We start from the raw sequence: 17,815 nt of genomic DNA on the forward strand, positions 1-17,815 counted from the left end.
CGGTGCCTCAGCGGGCGCGGATCATCGTGCCGAAGGCCTGCTCGGTCAGGATCTCCAGCAGCATGGCGTGCGGCACGCGTCCATCGATGATGTGCACCGCGTTGACGCCGCTCTTGGCGGCATCGAGCGCACCCTCGATCTTGGGCAGCATGCCGCCCGAGATGGTGCCGTCGGCAAAGAGATCGTCGATCTCGCGGGCGCTCAGGTCGGTGAGCAGCTTGCCGGTCTTGTCGAGCACGCCGGGCGTGTTGGTCAGCAGCACAAGCTTCTCGGCCTTGAGCACCGTGGCCAGCTTGCCGGCCACCACGTCGGCGTTGATGTTGTAGCTTTCGTTGTCCTCGCCGAAGCCGATGGGGCTGATGACGGGGATGAAGGCGTCGTCCTGAAGCGCCTGCACGACGCCCGGATCGATGGAGACGATGTCGCCCACCTGGCCCACGTCGTGGAAGAGGCTGGGGTCGTGGCGGTCGGCCATCTTGAGCTTCTGCGCGCGGATGAGCCCGCCATCGCGGCCCGTCAGGCCCACGGCCTTGCCGCCGGCCTGGTTGATCAGGCCCACGATGTCCTGCTGCACCTCGCCGGCCAGCACCCATTCGACGACTTCCATGGTCTCGGCGTCGGTCACGCGCATGCCCTGGATGAACTGGCCCGTCTTGCCCAGTCGCTTGAGGGCGGCCTCGATCTGCGGACCACCGCCGTGCACCACCACCGGGTTGATGCCCACCAGCTTGAGCAGCACCACGTCCTCGGCGAAGTCGGCCTGCAGGGCCGGATCGGTCATGGCATTGCCGCCGTACTTGATGACCATGGTCTTGCCATGGAACTTGCGGATGTAGGGCAGCGCCTGGGCCAGGATCTCGGCCTTGTCGCGCGGAGGGATGTTCAGGACGGGGTCGGTCATGGCTGGCCTCGTGACATGAAGAGGAAAAGGGAAATGGCGGGGGTGCTGACTACGGCCGTAGCCAGCGCGGCACCTTGAAGCGCACGATCATCAGGTAGGCCGCCACGTAGGTGACGGCGAACAGCAGGCAGAAGAAGGCCAGCATCAGCGTGTTGTTCCAGAACAGCACGGCCGGTACCACCGACATGGCGGCGAACATCCACAGATAGGGCGAGGTGCGGTTGTTGCGGGCCAGCAGTTGGCGCGCCTCGTTGTCCTCGAAGGCCACGCGCACGATGCGGCGGAAGATGAGCTGGTGGAAATGCAGCGCGTCCGCCGTGCCCGGCGACTGGCCGCGGGCGGCCTTGCGGTAGATGGAGAACAGCGTCTCCCACACCGGGTAGATCAGCAGCAGCACCGGGAACCAGGGCGAGACCGCCGAGTGGCGCTGCACCAGCAGCACGCACGACAGCCCCAGCACCATGCCCCAGACATAGGCCCCGCCGTCGCCGGCGAAGATCTTGCCGCGCGGGTAGTTCCACAGCAGGAAGCCCATGGTCGCGCCCACCAGGCAGACCACCATGCCGGCCAGTTGCCGGTCGCCGAGCTGCAGCGCCACGTGGGTGATGGCCAGGCCGACCAGCACCGCCACCGTGCCCGCCAGGCCGTTGTAGCCGTCGATGATGTTGAAGGCATGCGGCAGGCCGGCCAAGCCCAGCACGGCGATGAGCGCCCCCACCCATGGCGTGGCCTGCAGCCAGCCATCGAGGCCGGGAATGCCCAGCCGGTGCACGCCGATGCCCAGCAGCCCGCACAGCAGCACGCCCGACACCGTCGTCAGCGCCAGCCGGATGCGCACCGGCACGCGCTGGGTCACGTCCTCGGTGATGCCGCCCAGCACCGCCGGCAGGATGCAGGCGAAGGTGAGCAGCGCCGTTCCAAAGGGCCAGTTGAGATTGAACGGGTCGTTGCCCGTGATGCCCGAGGCGACCCAGGCCACGCCGGTGCCCACCAGGATGCCGGCGCCCCCCAGGCGCGGAATGTGGCCCTTGTGGAAGCGTTGCGGCATGTCGGCGGCATAGCGCCGCGCATGGCGCCGCGCCCGGCGCATGAGCACGAGCACGGTGAAGGCGGAAACAAGGAAGCTGATGACGATCAGGGCAATCATGGCGGGGGAGCGGGACGCGCCAGGCGCGAGGCCACGGGGCAGCCTCCTAGAATCCCGTGCGAAATTAGACCATGCCTGAGCTGACAGACCGCCCGCCGCTGACCATCTCCATCGTGAGCCACGGACAGCAGGCGCTGATCCTGCCGCTGCTGCATCAGCTCGCCCGCTTCTGCGGCCCGCTGATCGATCGCGTGGTGCTCACGGTCAACATTCCCGAGCCCGATCTCCTGGGCGACGCGCCGCCCGGCCTGCCGCTACTGCGGCTGGACAACCCGGCCCCGATGGGCTTCGGCGCCAACAACAACCAGGCCTTCGGCCACTGCGAGACGCCTTGGTTCCTGGTGCTGAACCCGGACATCCGGCTGGACCATGACGTGCTCTCGCCGCTGCTGGCCCATGCCGCGGCCGGCGCCGGCCTGCTGGCACCGCGCATCCTGGAGCCCGGCAAGACGGCGCCGGAGCAGCACCGCGCGCTGCTCACGCCGACCGAGATCCTCCAGCGCCGCAAGCCCGGCTACGGCATCCCGGCCGTGCCCGACTGGATCCCGGGCCTGTTCATGCTCTTTCGCAGCGAGGCTTACCGCCGGATCGGCGGCTTCGACGAGCGCTTCTTCATGTACGGCGAGGACTTCGACATCTGTGCGCGCCTGCGCCTGGCCGGCTGGCGCATCCAGATCGCCGAGGACCAGCAGGCGCGGCACGAGGCCCAGCGTGCCAGCCGCACGCGCCTGCGGCACCTGTGGTGGCACGTGAGCAGCCTGCTGAAGGTGTGGGGCTCGGCCGCCTTCTGGCGCTACCGGGGGCTGCTGGCCCGCGAAGCTGCGCAGGCTTCGCCGCCCGGGTGATGGGGCGGCGCGCCGGCGCGGATCGCGCGGCGCAGGCCCTGTCGCGAGACGAGCGGAATCAGCCGCGCTCCAACAGATCCTGGAGGATGGCCGGCAGGCCGCGGTCGAAGCGGGCGTAACGGCCTCGTGCCGCCTGCAGGCCCACGGGCAGCACACGGGCGGGACGCCAGCGCGGCAGTCCCGCCCGAAAGCGGAAATGGTCCAGCTTGCCCTGTGCCAGCGCCAGCGTCTCTCCGGCCACCCGCGGGCCGAGCCCCTGCAGGAAGGCCAGCAAGGCCTCGGACCGCCGCACGCGATGGACGTACTTGTCGCCCCGCTCGCCGAGCGCCTTGTCGATCTTCTGCCGCAGCGTCATGCGCTGGGCGCCGATCTGGTTGTTGCCGTGCTGGCGATAGTCCATCAACGGCTCGGCCAGCAGGTCGATGCGGCCGATGGCGGCGCCCACGGTGGCCAGCCATTCGTCGTGCACCCACAGCGGCGAGATGGGCAAGGCGGTGTCGAGCAAGGTACGGCGCAGCATGGTGGTGGCGCCGGTCACCAGGTTGCGGTGCATCAGGGCCGCGAAGGCCCGGCCGGCCGCGATGTCGGCCAGTTCGCCCGGGCGGGTCTCCAGCGCCTGCAGCAGGGTCTGGCCCAGGGGCTTGAGCTCGCCATCCACCAGCCGCGCGTCGGAATGCAGCAGCAGCAGCTCGGGCCGGCGCTCGAACTCGGCCACCATGCGTCGCAGCCGCCCTGCGTGCCACACGTCGTCCTGGTCGCACAGGGCGATCAGCTCGCCGCGGCATGCCCGGATGGCCTGCTCGAAATTGCGGGTGACGCCCAGCGGCGGGCGGTTGCGCATGACGGTGAGCGGGATGCGCGTGGCAAGTCCATGTTCGGCCAAGGTGCGCTCGACCACGGCGACGCTGTCGTCGGACGAGTCGTCGTCGGAGAGCACGATCTCGCGCGGCAGCAGGTCCTGCGTGCAGATGCTGGCCACCTGCGCGGGCAGGTAGCGCGCGCCATTGCGGGTGCACAGGGCCACGGAGACATCGGCCTGCGCGACAGATGCCGCGGGCCACGCCGGAGCGGCGGTTGACGGAATCGGCACGGCCTCGGTCATGCGTCCGTGCGGCGCGGCGGCCACGCGAGGCTGAAGTCCTCGAGCAGCAGCGTGAGGTTCGGGCTGTAGGCCGGGTCATGGTCGATCAGCGCACCCCAGCGCTGCTGCATGAAGGCCAACTCGCGCTCGAAGCGCTCGCGCTTCTCCGGCGCCACGTCTTCGCCCCGGGTGGCCGATTCGTGGTGCAGCAGCTCGGCATAGGGCGTCCACACATTGCGGTAGCCCGCCTCGCGCAGGCGCAGGCAGAAGTCCACGTCGTTGAAGGCCACGGTGAGGTTCACCTCGTCCAGCCCGCCCACCTGCGTGTAGAGCGACTTGCGCACCACCAGGCAGGCCGCCGTCACGGCGCTGAAGGACTGGATCAGCGCCGCGCGCCCCGCATAGCCGTTCAGGCCGCGCGGCAGCGCCTTGTGCGCATGCACGGCGCAGCCCCCCGGCCCCAGGATCACGCCGCCGTGCTGCAGCGTCATGTCGGGGTACCACAGCCGCGCGCCCACGGCGCCCACGCCCGGCTGCATCGCCAGGCTCACCATCTCGGAGAGCCAGCCGGGCGACATCACCTCGATGTCGTTGTTGACCAGCGCCACCAGCTCGCCGCGCCCCAGCGCCACCGCCTGGTTGTTGAGTGCCGAATAGTTGAACGGCCGGTCGTCGCGCAGCACGCGGATATTGGGCTGCTGCGCCAGTCGCTCGAAGTACGCCAGCGCGGCCGGATCGTCCGAGCCGTTGTCCACCAGGATGATTTCCCAGTTCGGGTAATCGGTGCGCTTCTGGATCGACTCGATGCACTGGCGCATCAGTGCGAGCGCATTGCGCGTCGGGATGATCAGCGACACCAGCGGCGGCGGACTGGGCAGCGCATAGCGCACGCGGTAGCCGTAGCCGAGGTACTCGGCCTTGGCCTGGATGCCCAGGCGCGCAAAGTGCTCGTCCAGCGCCCGCTCGCCGGCCACGGCCGCATAGGGCTTGGCGTCCATGGACTTGGCCGTGCTCTGCACATGGATGCGCCAGTGGTAGAGCACCCGCGGGATGTGCACGATCTGCGAGGGCGCGATGCGCTCGACGCAGCGCAGCACCAGGTCCCAGTCCTGCGAGCCTTCCAGGCCCTGGCGGAAGCCGCCCACCTCGCGCACCAGCGCCGTGCGCAGCACGCCCAGGTGGCTGAACATGTTGTGCGAGCGGAAGAGATCCAGGTTCCAGTCGGGCTTGAAGTACGGGTCCGAGCGCTGGCCCGCATCGTCGACCTTGTCCTCGTCGGAGTAGACGAGCTGCGCATCGGGATGGTCGCGCACGCATTCGGCCACGCGCAGCAGGGCGTCCTCGGGCAGCAGGTCGTCGTGGTCCATCAGGGCGATCCATTCGCCCTGCACCAGTTCCAGCGCGCTGTTGGAGGCGGCGGAGATGTGGCCGTTCTTCGGGCGGAAGACGACCTGGATGCGTGGGTCCTCGGCCTGGCAGGCTTCGAGCACCTGGCGCACCTCGGGCGCGGGCGAGGCATCGTCGGCGATGCACAGCTGCCAGCGGCCGTAGAGCTGGGCCTGCACCGAGGCGATGGCTGCGCGCAGGAACTGCGGGTCGGGGTTGTAGCAGGGCATCAGCACCGAGATCAGCGGGCCGTCGGCCAGCGCTGCGGCACGGGCGCGCAGGACTTCGCGCTGCTGCGGCGTGATCGTGTCGTGCTCGCGCACCCAGCGGCCGTAATCGTTGCCGGGCCGCAGCTTGCGGCGGAACTCCCAGTCCACCCCCCGCCAGCCGGCCTTGCGCCAGACACGCCAGGCCTGCGGCAGCCGGGTGGCGAGCCGGGGCCCCTGCGTCACGGCCATGCGGGCGAGCCGCCACCATCGATTCGTCAATTCAGGCTCCTGAAGGCGTCATGCCAGGGGTTCACCGGCTGGCCGGCGCCAGCAGCGCCGTGTCGAGGAAGGTCGCCGCTTCGCGCACATAGGCGGCGCGCAGGTGCGTCGCGTCCTTGTAGACCGGATCGCCCTGCCCGTCCGCGCGCACGCATTGGCCGTCCGGACGGCACAGGCCGGCCATCGGATCCAGCGGGATCGCGCCGTTGGCCAGTGCCAGCTGCCGCAGCCGCTCGTGCAGCGCGGCCTGCGAGGGCGGCAAGGGCGCCATCGGCGTGACGGGCGCGGCGGTCATCCGCTCCAGGCGGTTGCCGGTGAGGCGGCTGCGCGGCTCGAAGTCGGCGCCCACGGGGATGTTGAGCAGCAGGTAGGGCGTCTTGCCCATCGCCCGGATCTCGGCCAGCAGGCGGCCGAGCGCGGCGATGGACTGGTCCACGCCATCGCCGCCTCGCAGCAGGTGGCGCTGGCCCTGGGCGTCGCGGTAGTAGTAATGGTCGGGCGGCGGCGGGGCGCTGGCGGTCGGCGGGGCCTGGTCCACGTCGAAATAGCAGCCCCAGCAGCCGCCGATCACCACGGCCTTGACGGCGGGCGTGCGGGCCAGGTCGAGCGCGGCGGACAGCCGCTCCCCGCAGATCGGGTCGCGGTCCTCGATGAGGTTGGGAATCGGCGGGCAGGCGCCGCGCGTCGCGAAGAGCAGGGTCGACACCTCGTCGGGCTTGCGCTCGGCCAGCGCCAGGGCACGGGCACGGTACTGCTCCACGTGGCTGTCGCCGATCAGCAGCACCTCGCGCGGGCCGCCGTCGATGCGCTCGAAGCCCTGGCCCTCGAAGGTGAAGGGCTTGAGCGCCTCCGGGTACACCCAGTCGGCCCCGGCATTCATGATGGCCTGGATGCTCGGATCGTCGTTGCGCGGCAGCAGCCAGCGCAGCTGCGCCGCCGCGCCCACCAGCGCGAGCACCACCATGGCTCCGGCCAGGCCCGCGACCACGCCGCGGCCGCCCCGCCGCAGCGGACGCTCCACGAAGCGGAAGGTCAGCCAGGCCAGCAGCACCGACACGCCCAGGGCACCGAAGCGCAGCACCCGCGGCGGATCGAGGAAGCCTTCCTGCAGCACGCGCGCATAGGCCAGCAGCGGCCAGTGCCACAGGTACAGCGGATAGCTGATCAGGCCGAACCAGACGAAGAGCCGCGCACCGAGCAGCCGACGGTTGAACCAGGCCTGCGGCCCCGCCGCGATGCACAGGCAGGCGCCCAGCACCGGCAGCACGGCCCAGAAGCCCGGGAAGGCCTTGTACCGGTCGAGCAGGCCCAGGGCGGCCACGATGCAGGCGAGCCCGGCCGCCCCCATGAACTGGTGCCCGGGCAGCGGCGCGGCGCCGGGGCCCCGGCGCCAGGCGACCCAGGCCAGCATCGCCCCCGCGCCCAGCTCCCACACGCGCGTGAACGGCATGTAGAAGGCGGCATCCGGATGGCGCACCACCAGCCCGACGTTGAGCAGGAAGGACAGGCCCACCGCCACGCCCATCCACCGCAGCAGGTGCTGGCGCTTCCAGGCCAGCGTCAGCAGCAGCGGCCAGAAGATGTAGAACTGCTCCTCCACCGCCAGCGACCACAGATGCAGCAGCGGCTTGGTCTCGACCACGGTGTCGAAGTAGCCGGCCTCGCCCCACAGAACCAGGTTGGCCACGAAGCCCGCGCTGGCCAGCACGTGCTTGCCCAGTTGTCGGAACTCGTCCGCCAGCAGCACCCACCAGCCAAAGGCCAGCGTGGCGATCAGCATCAGAACCAGGCCCGGGAAGATGCGGCGGATGCGCCGGGCATAGAACTCGGCATAGCTGAACCCGCCGCCGGCCAGGCTGCCGAACATGATGGTGGAGATCAGGAAGCCCGAGATGACGAAGAAGATGTCCACGCCCACGAAGCCGCCGGGCAGCCAGCGCGGCGAGGCATGGAAGATGATGACCGACAGCACCGCGATCGCGCGCAGTCCGTCGATGTCGGGGCGGTAGGCCGGGTGGGAGAGTGAAGGCGCGGTGGCGGGGCTGGGCGGCATGCGGTGCGGCCGGGTGGCGCAGGGCCACACTGTGCTGAACAGGACCGCGGATTATCCATACCCGTCCGACGCCCCTGCGGCGCGGACTGCCCGGAAAACCCACCGGGAAAAGCCCCCGGATAGAATCCCGCGCTTCCCTTCAGCCCCCGACCGCATGACAACCACCGTCCACTCCAACCTGCACAGAAGCGCGTGGAAGGACTGGTGGGAAGGCACCCGCCGCATCGACATCTGGTGGACCCTGGCCTGGTTCGACATCGTGCTGCGCTACCGCCGCTCGACGCTCGGGCCGCTGTGGCTGACCCTGAGCATGGGCGCCATGATCGGCGGCATGGGGCCGCTGTATGCCTCGCTCTTCGGCACCGAGCTGTCGAAGTTCTTCCCGCACCTGGCGCTGGGCATCATCTTCTGGACCTTCTTCTCGGTGACGGTGATCGACTCGGGCGATGCCTTCATCAATGCGCAGAACTACCTCAAGCAGGGTTACTTCCCGGTGAGCATGTTCGTCTGGCGCACCCAGGCGCGCAGCGTCATCCAGTTTGCCCACCACATCATCCTGTTCGTGCCGGTGGCCCTGTGGACGGGCATCTCGCTGTCATGGCCGGCGCTGATGGTCATTCCGGCCTTCGCCCTGCTCATCGTCAATGCCCACTGCATCGGCATCGGCCTGGGCATCCTGTGCACGCGCTTCCGGGACGTGGCCCAGATCATTGCCAGCGTCATGCAGATGCTGATGTTCCTCACGCCCGTGTTCTGGCTGCCCGAGAACCTCCCCGACCGGGCCAAGTACATGCTGTGGAACCCCCTGGCGCAGATGCTGGATCTGCTGCGCACGCCGCTGATGGGCGGCGTCGCGCACTGGCACAACTGGGCGGGCATGGCCATCTGGACGGTGATCAACATCACCGTGGCCTGCATCCTCTTCGCGCGCTATCGCCGCCGCATCGTCTTCTGGCTCTGAGTCGCCCATGACCTCCCTCTCGCTCAAGAACGTCAGCCTGGGCTTTCCGATCTACGGCGCCAGCGCCACCTCGTTCAAGAAGACGCTGGCCGCCTCGGTCACCGGTGGCCGCGTGGGCAAGGAAACCGGCGTGACGGTGGTGCAGGCGCTGTCGGACATCGACCTCGAACTCAAGGCCGGCGACCGCCTGGGCATCCTGGGCCACAACGGCGCCGGCAAGTCCACCCTGCTGCGCCTGCTGGCCGGCGTCTACGAGCCCACCTCGGGCGAGTTCGCCCGCATCGGCAGCGTGGCCAGCCTGATCGACCCGTCGATGGGCATCGAGCGCGACGCGAGCGGCGTCGAGAACATCATGCTGCGGGGGCTCTCGATGGGCCTCAAGCGCCGCCAGATCGAGGCCATGACGCCCGAGATCTGCGAGTTCAGCGGCCTGGGCGAGTACGTGAACATGCCCGTGCGCACCTATTCGACCGGCATGGTGATGCGCCTGGCCTTCGCCATCTGCACCAGCATGACGGCGGACATCCTGCTGATGGACGAATGGCTCTCGGTCGGCGACGCCGACTTCCAGGCCAAGGCCGAGCAGCGCATGACCGAGATGGTGGCCAAGTCGGGCATCCTGGTGCTGGCCTCGCATTCGCCGAAGTTGCTGCTGAAGGAATGCAACCGGTTCATCCGGCTGGAGCACGGGCGGGTGGTGAGCACCGAGCCGCCGCAGCTGTCTGCACTCGATAGCTAGCGAGTACCTGCTGCCTGGCAACCTCGCTCATCGGGCAGCATCGTCATCGTCGCCAGAACGTCGCCGGACCGAGGGTCAGCGAACCGAAACTGTGTGCCCACTTTGACCCAAGGCCCTGTCTCTGCGCCGTCTGCTGCACTGCCCACTTTAAAAAGCTGGAAAGCGGCGGCGTCTCGTTGCTTGACTTTGACCTCGACGTTTGCGCCGGCGGGCAGATCCAGGAAATCCCAGGTCAGCGTCACGGCCTGAGCCCGGCAACTGCCCACCAAGGGAGGAACCACACGAACCCCGCGTTTCTCTGCAAGGGCATTCGCCTTCGCAACCTCGGCCCGAGCCTCTGCTAAGGCCGCGCACCTGTCTCTCGCATCTGCAGGCGTCACCAGCCCCGCGGAAATCACCAGATTTTTCTCGCGATCCAGATACTGCTGCACCCGCATCTCTTTCCATCCGAAACGCCGCTGCTGCTCCTCTAAACGTTGTGGCGCGTCCGCGCCAATCAGCGCCACTACAAGATCGCGGCCCGAGCAAAGCACCTGCTGGGCCGAATCGTCGATGGAAAGGACATGGTCAACACGCCCCCCTGTCAGCAACTGAAGAGGCATGAACAGTCCCCAGTCAGGAAGAACGTAGAGCGCGTTGGAGTGCAATCGGGCCGCATCATTCGAAAACTGCATGATCGCCTCCGAGTACAAAAGACGGCCGCCGGTCGCAACCAGCCGCTGCTGAATCGCAGTCTGGCCGGCGAGGGATATCCCCGCAGAGAGAAGAGCCAGCCCCGCAAACCAAGGCGCAGCACGCGGCGCAAGCTCCGAAATCCCGACTACGGTGAATGCAGCAGCCATATAGGCCAGGACAATGAACGGCGCGAAGTGATGGCCGCTCAGGCGCTCCCCGAAACACAATGCCCCTAGCCCAAAGCTCAGCATGAGGAGCCAAACTCCGCACAACCACATGGAGCCCTTGCCGCGCCAAGTAAGCATCATCGAGCCGATGCCAGTCACTGCAAACATCAATGCCGGCTTCAGATATTGGCCGAAAAACGGGACATGCTCTCCGAGCATCAGCTGAGCCTGCCATTGGCCGCTGACAACGTCGCGCAGAACGCGGATAAAAAACGACGTCACCTCGAAGAACGAATAGCTCGCCTGAAATGCTTTGAGTTCGGCGCTTCGGGCATGCAGGTAGGCAAGCAGGCCGGCCCACCCGCCCTCTTCATGGAGGATGAGGCCATAACCGACCAGATAGCCTAACGCGCCAAGAGCCAGCCCCAGAGCCAGCCCGGCGGCAATACAGGGAACACCGGCACCACGGTCAGGAGCACGATTGGCGAAGTACTGGAGACCCAGCCACGCAATCATTCCGGGCAGAAAAAACGCGTACACAAAGTAGCCATAGATGGCCAAGCCGCTGAACAGGCCCGTCAAAAGCGCAGCACTGAAATGCTGCCCCCTCGTACGAGCATCCTTTTCCCGCTGCGCAGACTGCATCGCGAGCAGCGTGAACAGCATCGGCGCCAGAGTGATGTAGAGCTGCGTCCGGAAGGCAAAGATGAAAGCCGGATCAATCGCGAGCAACAGTGGCACGGCTATGCTGATCCATGGGCCCCCACCATTTCGTCGCAGGCATGTCCAAAGCCCCAAGAGGATTGCCACGCCCCAAAGTGCATGCGACGCACGCAGAAGCTCGAGGCTGGAGCCGAAGGCTGCATAGAGCGGCAACAACGTCCATGCGTGAAGCGTGCCGTGATAGAGAGAAGTTAATACCGGCCAGCGATCCCCGAGGAGATTGCCTGGCAGCACCCATGCCGGAAGACGCCACGGCGCGTCAGCAAGCATGCGCACCACCAGATAGTCTGGATTGACAGCGTCCATGTACAGGCCCGGCAGCCCCATGTTCCAGGCGACGCCAGCCGCAAAGATGGCAATCACGACTGCAATGCCTAACCCAGCCACGCCAAGGCGAAGGAAATTTGGACGACGCCCCCCCTGCCGGTGCTCCTCTTGATCCCTCATCCCACTTTCGCGACGTCCCGCCCCTGCACTTTTCATCGTTAGCGCACCGACCCGGCCCGACCTCCAGAAGCCGGAGTCAGAGCGTCGATCACCTCCGCCAAGTCAGTGATCCTCCGCACATTTGTGCTGCGCGGCCCGACTTGTTCGCTCCCGAGCAGCAGCAATGTCCCGACACCCGCCACATCGGCCGCCTGCATGTCTGTCGCCGAGTCCCCGACCATGACAGAGGATCCAGGATCGATCCCGAGATCACGAATGGCTGCCTGGAACATTCCCGGTGCCGGCTTGCGGCAGTCGCATTGCTGGCGATAGTCACCCAGGCCATGTTCAGGATGGTGGGGGCAGAAATAGATCGCGTCGATATGCGCGCCACGGGTTTCGAACTGGGCACGCACCCAAGCCATGTAGGTGTTGAACTGCTGCTCGTCGTAGTAGCCACGCGCAATGCCCGCTTGATTGGTCACAACCACCACGAGCCAGCCGCGACGGTTGGCGGTCGCCACCAAGTCGAAGATGCCGGCAACGAAGTCTGTGGTCTCGGGCGTGTGCACGTACCCGTGATCGACGTTGATGACACCATCGCGATCAAGAAAGAGAGCAGGCCTCATGGGTGCCCAGCCAACGCCGGAATCTTGCTCTGGGCCAGCGCGTAGTCCTCCGGAACGCCAATGTCGATGAAGTCGCTGGCCATCGCGGCCACCTGAAGATGGAGCCGCGGAAGATGGGCCTCGAAGAAGTCCTGCTCGATGGAGAACTGCCTGGGGAGTTCGGCCCGCTCCAGCACCTGTCTGCGCAGCAGATAAATGCCGGCACTTATGACTCCGGGGCCTTGCCGGCCCTTGGCATGAAAGCCCACGATGCGTTGTCGATCATCCAGTTGAAGCGTCCCATACCGACTGGCATCCGCGACGGGTGCGCCGCAGAGCCATGCATCCGCTTCGGGCGTTCGATCCGCTTCATGCTGCAAACCGACCAAATCTGCAACAGCAAAAGTGTCGCCGTTCAGCACGTAGCAGCTGTCGACTCCTTTCAACGCGCGCATTGCCTGCAAGACTGCACCGCCGGTCCCGAGAGGTTCGTGCTCGACGCTGTAGTGCAGCGCCGCCTCGCCGAAACGGTCCCCAAAAGCCTTCTCCACCATTTCGGCCTTGTAGCCGGTGCACAGATGGACCTCGCGAATACCCTGCGACTCGAGCGCCCCCAGCAACCACCACAAGAAGGGCTTCCCGGCGACTGGCGCCAGAGGTTTAGGCACATCGGAAACCACGCTACGCAGCCGAGTTCCGAAGCCGCCGGCCAGGATGATTGCGGGCTTCATCAGCTGGTACGGGGAAAGATCCGGGCCTCCACCAGCCCGCAGATGATGTGGCCCAGCATGGCATGGCCTTCCTGGATGCGCGGCGTCTCGGGCGACGGCACGGCGATCTCGATGTCGCACAGGTCCGGCTCCGCCCAGCCGCGCTCGCCCGTGAAGCCGATCACCGTCAGGCCACCCTGCCGGGCCTGGCGCATGGCGCGCAGGATGTTGGGCGACTTGCCCGAGGTCGAATAGACCCAGAGCACGTCGCCGCGCACGCCCACCGCCTGCACCTGGCGCTCGAACACCCTCTCGAAGCCGTAGTCGTTGCCCACCGAGGTCAGGATCGACGTGTCCGTCGTGAGCGCGAAGGCCGGCAGGCCGGGCCGGTCGTACATGAATCGGCTGACGAACTCGCCAGCGATGTGCTGGGCGTCGGCCGCACTGCCGCCATTGCCCGCGAGCAGCAGCTTGTTGCCGCGCTGCAAGGCCTGCACGATGACCTCGACGACCCCCTCGACCCGGCCCAGCAGGGCCGTGTCTTCGCGCACGGCCCGCAGGCAGGCCAGGGTGGCGTCGATCTGCTGTTCGATGATGGATTTCAATTCTTTCTCCAGGAATGAGCGCCACGCTCGGTGAAATTGCAGGTGAAGACCTGGCCATTGAAGCGCTGCAGGCAGCGCATGACTTCAGGACGCCGCGACAGCTCTGCCACGAACATCATGAAGCCGCCGCCTCCGGCGCCGGAGACCTTGCCGGCAAGCGCCCCGGCCGCCATGGCCGCGTCATAGACCTCGTCGATGGCCGCATTGCTGATGCTGCGGGCCAGCTTCTTCTTTTCTTCCCAGCCGGTCCGCATCGACTGGGCGAAGGCCTCGAGGTTGCCGGTGAGCACGGCCTCCTTCATGGCACGGGCCTCGGCCTTGACGCGATGCATCGCCTCCAGCGGCGCGCTGTCGCGGCGGCGGATGTGGTCCGTCTGCTCCGCGATGATCGCGGCGGATTCGCGCGAGACGCCCGTGTAGAAGAGCACCACCGAGGACTCCAGCTCCGCCTTGAGTTCGGCCTTCATGCGCAGCGGATTGACGATGACGCGGTCGGCGTAGAACTCCATGAAGTTCATGCCGCCGAAGGTGGCCGCGTACTGGTCCTGCTTGCCGCCGGCCATGCCCAGGTCCACGCGCTCGATGTCGTGGGCCAGGCTGGCGATGTCGTATTCGCCCAGGGGCAGGGACAGGTACTCGCAGAAGGCCTGGAGCAGCGCCACCACCATGGTGGACGAAGAGCCCAGCCCCGAGCCGGGGGGCGCTTCCGAATGGGTGATGACGTCCACGGCGAGCGGCTGGCCGCCCATGAAGTCGCGCACGACCCGGTTGTAGACGCCAACGTGCAGGTCCAGGCCCTGCTGTCGCTGGAGCACGGGCTCGGCCACACCCTGCCACACACGTCCGCTGTCGGCCGCCGTCAGGCGGACCGTGCCGTGCTCGGCCGCGCACACCGTGGCATAGGCGTACTTGTCGATGGTGACATTGAGCACCTCGCCGCCGTATTGGTCGCAGTAGGGGGAGACATCGGTGCCCCCGCCGCCCAGGCCGAGCCGCAGCGGCGCCCTGGCGCGGGCCACGACCGTGGAAGAAGGAATGATTGCCTTCATGCAAACGTCTCCTTGATCGCAGAGCGCGTGTAGTCGGTGTAGGGCCGGGCATCGATGTCCTGCACCAGGACAGCTTCCATCGCCGCGGCCGAGAAATGCGCGGCCACGTAGGCCGGGCCCGCTGCGGCGGACTGCCGCCAGGCGGCGTCGTCCCGCAGCAGGCGCAGGATCTCGTGCGCCATCTGCTGCGGCTCGTCCGCCACGCTGGCGGCATCGCCGGTGCTGCTCAGGCCCTGCACGCCGACCGAGGTGGTCACCAGGGGCACGCCGTGGTGCATGGCCTCCACGACCTTGCCCTTGATGCCGGCGCCGAAGCGCAGCGGCACCACCGCCAGGCCGACGCGCGCATAGATCGCCTCGAGCTCAGCGTCGGTGACATAGCCCGTGACTTCGACACGTTCGCTCGCCAGCGCCTTCACCTCGGGGGAGGGATTGGAGCCGACCAGCATCAGCTGCACGTCCGGCTCGGCGGCCAGCACCAGCGGAAAAACCTGCGCCATGAACCAGACGGCGGCGTCCACGTTGGGACGGTGCGCAAAGCCGGCCACGAAGAGCAGCCGCCGCCGCTCGCGCCCTTCCAGGGGCGCCGTCGGGCGGGGCTCGAAACAGTACGGCGGCAGGGTGCGGGCCATGCCCACGCCCGGATGGGACTGGACCGCCGCCGTCTCGGTGGGCGAGGGATAGTAGATCGTGCTCACCTGCAGCCAGATGCTCAGCTCCAGCTGCCGCATGCGCTCGGCCGCCTCGGCGGCCGTGGCATCCCCGCTCAGCCGCGCGCTCGCGAGCTCACGCTCGTAGTGCAGGTCGTGGCCGTAGTAGAGCCGCTTCGCCGGGCTGTATGCACACAGCGCCGGCAGGAAGGCCGCGGCGACATCCGGCCGGCTGATCAGGACATAGTCCAGGTCCCGGCCCATCTCGCGGATCCAGGCCTCGAAACCCTGGTGATAGCGCGCGCCGTAGATGACCTCCACGCCCCGTTGCTGCAACTGGGGCCCGTACACCGGATCGGGCTGCAGGTTGTGGGGCCAGAACTTCACGCGCAGCCCCATGGACAACAGGACGTCGATGAAGGCGTTCATCGAGCGCGACCCCGCATCCCGGTCCGGCTGCGGGATGTAGTGGTCGATGATGAGGATCGTCTTGCACAGATTGGCGCGGTCCTGCGCCAGCAGGGCATGCTCGCCGTTGGCGAAATGCTCGCGCTCCAGCACCTGGGCCCATCGCTGGAGGAACTTGCGCTGATTGGCCACCTGGTAGGCCTTGACCCCCGAGCCGGTGTCGGTGCCGTGGGACAGCCCCTCGTGATGGATGACGCGCGACGCGGGTTGGTAGAGGACCTTCAGGCCCCGGGCCCGAATGCGGAAGGCCAGGTCGGAATCCTCACAGTAGGCCGGCAGGTAGTACTCATCGAAGCCGCCCAGCTCGTCGAAGAGGGTACGCTCCAGCAGGATGGAGGCGCCCGAGCAGTAGTCGACCTCCTTGACGTAGTTGTAGCGGCTGTGATCCGGGTCATCCAGCCGGCCGAGGTTCCAGGCGCTGCCGTCGCGCCAGAGGATGCCGCCCGCCTCCTGCAGGCGGCCGTCTGGATAGAGCAGCTTGGAGCCCACCATGCCGCACTTCGGGTCGCGCTCGAAGAGTTCGAGCATGGTGTCGATCCAGCCCGCCTCGACCTCGGTGTCGTTGTTGAGGAAGCAGATGTACCGGCCCCGGGCCATCTTCGCCGCCGCGTTGCAGGAGCGCAGGAAGCCGAGGTTCTGCGGATGGACGTGGAACCTCAGGCCCGGCACCTGCGCGAGCTTCAGGATGTCCTGATCGCCGGAAGCGTCCTCGACCACGAGGACCTCGATGGGCGCCTTGGGCAGGTGCTTCGCGATGGAGGCCACGCAGGCCAGCGTCATCTCGAGGTTGCCGTAGGCCGGGATGACGACCGAGACCTGTGGCTCGGACGGCGGATCAAAGCGCAATGTCGCCAACAACTCTGGCATGCGTCTTTTGCGTTGCCATGCTTGATACCGCGGGGCACCGGCAAACAGTGGCCCCCCGATGCGAAAGGCGGCGGAAACCAAGATGCTTTTGACTGACTCGGGCAGCGGCATCGCCTCGTGTGCACGATACGCAACATGCCGCAAGCGCTGCTTGATCACATGGCGGTCTGCTATGCCTCGCCCGCGAATGACATCAATGATCAGGCGCAAAGGGGCCGTCAAGCGCCAAGATGAAGAGGTGCGAAGCGCCTGAACCTCCGCTGCGAGTACGTCCGCGCGACCATCCGCGTGACGAACCCGCTGCTCCCAAATCAAGCGCTGCGTCCGCAATTCCAACTCGACCTTGGCCAGCTCAGCACGAACCTGTCGTGTTCGCTCGTCGGCCTCGGCCGCGTGCTTGGCGTGCGCTGCCCTTTCGTCATCCACCCCCGACGCCCACTGCAGGACGGCTTGCTGTCGCTGATATATGTCGAACGACGGCTCGAAAAAGGCTGACGCTTCAGGACGCGGCACCTGACTGGAGCCGGACTGCGCGCAAATCGCCACGAAATACAGGGGCTCGATCCCGGAGGCCGTGCGATCCAACGCATCGCTGCCGCTCAGCGACAAGGCCTTGTAAACCGCGCCGGCCTCAGATGCGTCCTGCGGGAGCAATGCCGACAAGGTCAGAAAGCGCTGGCCCATGTAGGAGACGCTGGAGAACTGCGTCCTCAGCAGCGCATCGAACTCGTCGAAGTACAGTTCCTTGACGTGATATTCGTTGACGTAGTTGCGGTCATCCGAGTAGGTCTTCTTGTTTGGGGACGAAATGATGAGCACGCCGTCCGGCTTCAGAACACGCCGAATCTCCGCGATCATTTCCCTCTGCGTCGAAAGATGCTCGATGGTCTCGAACGAGACGACCATGTCGAAGTGGCTGCTCTCGAACGGAATGGCGTCGGCACTGCCTTGCCGGAATTTCAGGTTCGGGATATCCGCGTACGCCACATGCGCGTGCGCCACGGCATCCTCCGAAACATCGACCCCCGTGACGGAACGCGCGTGCGCGGCGAGCAGTGCCGATCCGTACCCCTCGCCGCATGCGATATCCAATACTGCCCTGCCTGCGGCGTATTGCGCTGCCCATGCGTAGCGATGCATGTGCTCGTACCGCAATTCGCCCCCTTCGGTGGGCATGTACCGCTCCCCTGTGAATTCCATCATCGCGCTCTTCTGCTTGGTCTGATTTGACTGCACCGCTTCGACGCGCAGCAGGCGTCGGGCCGC

General features: G+C 67.1%; 14 protein-coding genes. 3 read left to right on the top strand and 11 right to left on the bottom strand.

Annotated elements, in window-relative coordinates; all coding sequences use genetic code 11:
- Positions 1-7: 7 nt before the first annotated feature.
- Together argB and ABIC63_RS15115 are read right to left on the bottom strand one after the other, a co-directional pair.
- Positions 8-901 carry an acetylglutamate kinase gene (argB, locus tag ABIC63_RS15110; protein WP_234193059.1) on the bottom strand — a complete coding sequence of 298 codons (894 nt, stop codon included), beginning with the start codon at positions 899-901 and terminating at the stop codon, positions 8-10.
- Positions 902-950: 49 nt separating this feature from the next.
- Positions 951-2,048 (bottom strand): glycosyltransferase family 4 protein, encoded by a 1,098-nt coding sequence (locus tag ABIC63_RS15115; protein ID WP_294373650.1) that lies wholly within the window; start codon positions 2,046-2,048, stop codon positions 951-953.
- Positions 2,049-2,119: 71 nt separating this feature from the next.
- On the opposite strand from ABIC63_RS15115, the gene ABIC63_RS15120 reads away from it, so the two are divergent.
- Complete coding sequence (locus ABIC63_RS15120; protein WP_354320375.1) at positions 2,120-2,893, top strand: glycosyltransferase family 2 protein; 774 nt, start codon at positions 2,120-2,122, stop codon at positions 2,891-2,893.
- 58 nt (positions 2,894-2,951) lie between these two features.
- Here ABIC63_RS15120 and ABIC63_RS15125 read toward each other — a convergent pair whose 3' ends face one another.
- From ABIC63_RS15125 to ABIC63_RS15135, 3 genes are all read right to left on the bottom strand, one after another.
- Positions 2,952-3,917: a glycosyltransferase gene (locus ABIC63_RS15125; RefSeq protein WP_294373655.1), complete on the bottom strand. Its 966-nt coding sequence runs from the start codon at positions 3,915-3,917 to the stop codon at positions 2,952-2,954.
- 74 nt (positions 3,918-3,991) lie between these two features.
- Positions 3,992-5,818 (bottom strand): glycosyltransferase family 2 protein, encoded by a 1,827-nt coding sequence (locus ABIC63_RS15130; RefSeq protein WP_354320465.1) that lies wholly within the window; start codon positions 5,816-5,818, stop codon positions 3,992-3,994.
- A 61-nt stretch (positions 5,819-5,879) separates the two neighbouring features.
- Complete coding sequence (locus ABIC63_RS15135; RefSeq protein WP_354320376.1) at positions 5,880-7,901, bottom strand: acyltransferase family protein; 2,022 nt, start codon at positions 7,899-7,901, stop codon at positions 5,880-5,882.
- Positions 7,902-8,055: 154 nt separating this feature from the next.
- Here ABIC63_RS15135 and ABIC63_RS15140 point away from each other — a divergent pair, with 154 nt between their 5' ends.
- Complete coding sequence (locus ABIC63_RS15140) at positions 8,056-8,862, top strand: ABC transporter permease (protein ID WP_017757218.1); 807 nt, start codon at positions 8,056-8,058, stop codon at positions 8,860-8,862.
- A 7-nt stretch (positions 8,863-8,869) separates the two neighbouring features.
- Positions 8,870-9,601: an ABC transporter ATP-binding protein gene (locus ABIC63_RS15145; RefSeq protein WP_114801380.1), complete on the top strand. Its 732-nt coding sequence runs from the start codon at positions 8,870-8,872 to the stop codon at positions 9,599-9,601.
- Here the strand turns inward: ABIC63_RS15145 and ABIC63_RS15150 are convergent.
- The 6 genes from ABIC63_RS15150 to ABIC63_RS15175 form a co-directional block, all read right to left on the bottom strand.
- Positions 9,598-11,529, bottom strand: a complete 1,932-nt coding sequence (locus tag ABIC63_RS15150) for a glycosyltransferase family protein (protein ID WP_354320377.1) — start codon at positions 11,527-11,529, stop codon at positions 9,598-9,600. The genes ABIC63_RS15145 and ABIC63_RS15150 overlap by 4 nt on opposite strands.
- 122 nt (positions 11,530-11,651) lie before the next feature.
- Positions 11,652-12,221 carry a D-glycero-beta-D-manno-heptose 1,7-bisphosphate 7-phosphatase gene (gene gmhB / locus ABIC63_RS15155; protein ID WP_354320378.1) on the bottom strand — a complete coding sequence of 190 codons (570 nt, stop codon included), beginning with the start codon at positions 12,219-12,221 and terminating at the stop codon, positions 11,652-11,654.
- Positions 12,218-12,931 carry a nucleotidyltransferase family protein gene (locus ABIC63_RS15160; RefSeq protein ID WP_354320379.1) on the bottom strand — a complete coding sequence of 238 codons (714 nt, stop codon included), beginning with the start codon at positions 12,929-12,931 and terminating at the stop codon, positions 12,218-12,220. Before ABIC63_RS15160 ends, gmhB begins: the two co-directional genes overlap by 4 nt.
- A complete protein-coding gene (locus ABIC63_RS15165) occupies positions 12,931-13,527 on the bottom strand; it encodes a D-sedoheptulose 7-phosphate isomerase (RefSeq protein ID WP_502935879.1) in 597 nt (198 codons plus the stop codon). Before ABIC63_RS15165 ends, ABIC63_RS15160 begins: the two co-directional genes overlap by 1 nt.
- Positions 13,512-14,564, bottom strand: a complete 1,053-nt coding sequence (locus ABIC63_RS15170; protein WP_114801385.1) for a GHMP family kinase ATP-binding protein — start codon at positions 14,562-14,564, stop codon at positions 13,512-13,514. Before ABIC63_RS15170 ends, ABIC63_RS15165 begins: the two co-directional genes overlap by 16 nt.
- Complete coding sequence (locus ABIC63_RS15175) at positions 14,561-17,785, bottom strand: glycosyltransferase (protein ID WP_354320380.1); 3,225 nt, start codon at positions 17,783-17,785, stop codon at positions 14,561-14,563. Before ABIC63_RS15175 ends, ABIC63_RS15170 begins: the two co-directional genes overlap by 4 nt.
- Positions 17,786-17,815 lie beyond the last annotated feature (30 nt).

The sequence above is a fragment of the Pseudacidovorax sp. 1753 genome (assembly GCF_040544975.1).
Taxonomy (GTDB): Bacteria; Pseudomonadota; Gammaproteobacteria; order Burkholderiales; family Burkholderiaceae_C; genus Xenophilus.